This window comes from Salmonella sp. SAL03688 (assembly GCF_046551895.1).
Classification (GTDB): domain Bacteria; phylum Pseudomonadota; class Gammaproteobacteria; order Enterobacterales; family Enterobacteriaceae; genus Salmonella; species Salmonella enterica.
Genome location: NZ_JBGDVI010000053.1, coordinates 1 through 1,081 on the forward strand (window position 1 = coordinate 1; position 1,081 = coordinate 1,081).

Annotated in this window: 1 protein-coding gene and 1 pseudogene; both read left to right on the plus strand. The window is 39.4% G+C overall.

Annotated elements, in window-relative coordinates; all coding sequences use genetic code 11:
• Positions 1 to 216: 216 nt before the first annotated feature.
• On the plus strand, positions 217 to 798 hold the full coding sequence (locus tag ACLJR2_RS23650) for a hypothetical protein (protein WP_001534621.1): 582 nt from the start codon (positions 217 to 219) through the stop codon (positions 796 to 798).
• 16 nt (positions 799 to 814) lie between these two features.
• Positions 815 to 1,081, plus strand: a pseudogene (locus ACLJR2_RS23655) (hypothetical protein); the annotation flags it as partial.

Here is a 1,081-nt window from a genome sequence, read left to right on the forward strand (position 1 = left end):
GGCTTTTTAGTGGTTGATGCAGGTTTTGTCATGTGAGTCACCTCTTACTTGAGAGTTTACTCACTTAGTCGCGTGTCCACTATTGCTGGGTAAGATCAATGTGCCCGGAGGATATATGTCTGTCGGTCACTCAACTGTGTTCCCAACGAGAGATATGACGACAGATGAGTTCAATAAACTTCTAGCATCGTTCCCATGGGAGTATGGAGGAAAAGAATGAGGAATTTCTTAGAAGAGTTTTATAAAATTGAAAATTTACTTCACGATAAAGCAAGGTTTACGGTTGATTTATTTCAAAATGGAGTTTCTGTTTGGAATTCGCTTGATGAATATGAAAAAATATTAAATAGATACCATTATAATGTTCGTTTATTCATTTTAAGTTATAATCCTGACCTTTCGGTTTTATTGAAAGATAATGACTCAGAAATCAGAAGGGTGGCTTTAAAATTAATATGGGATGGACTTATAGACTTATCAAATGATGAGTTGTTGATTAAGATTCTTATATCTTTGTCAATTACTGGCAATGATGAGGAAAGAAAATTGGCGCAAGTCATCCTAATTAATAGAGGATGGCTGGAAAGGCATGAAAAAATTCTTCTTACTATTGTTGAAAGATTATATGGTGAGGGTTTTGATTATTATTTATTTAAGGATATGGGTGAGTTTTTTTATAATATAAAAAATATAAACTTACTCATGGCGCATATAGAGAAAGGTAAAAACATTCAAGATGATGAGATAAATGAATTAATTGCTGACTTTTCAAATATCATAAAAGGCCAAAGCTTATAAATATGTAAAGTAAAATGTGCGCATACAGCACAACACCATTCAGGCGGAAGGGCGGTATCTCTATGACCCGCTGGGGCGCCGCGTGGGTAAACGGGTATGGAAGCGGGAGCTGGTTCACTGGAGTAACACGAGGATGGAGCTGTCGCGCAGGCCATATGTGACGTGGTATGGCTGGGAGGGGGATAGGCTGACGACCATCCAGACCGGACAGAGCCGCATCCAGACGGTGTATGCGCCGGGGAGTTTTACGCCGCTGGTGCGCATCGAAACAGATGCGGCTGAA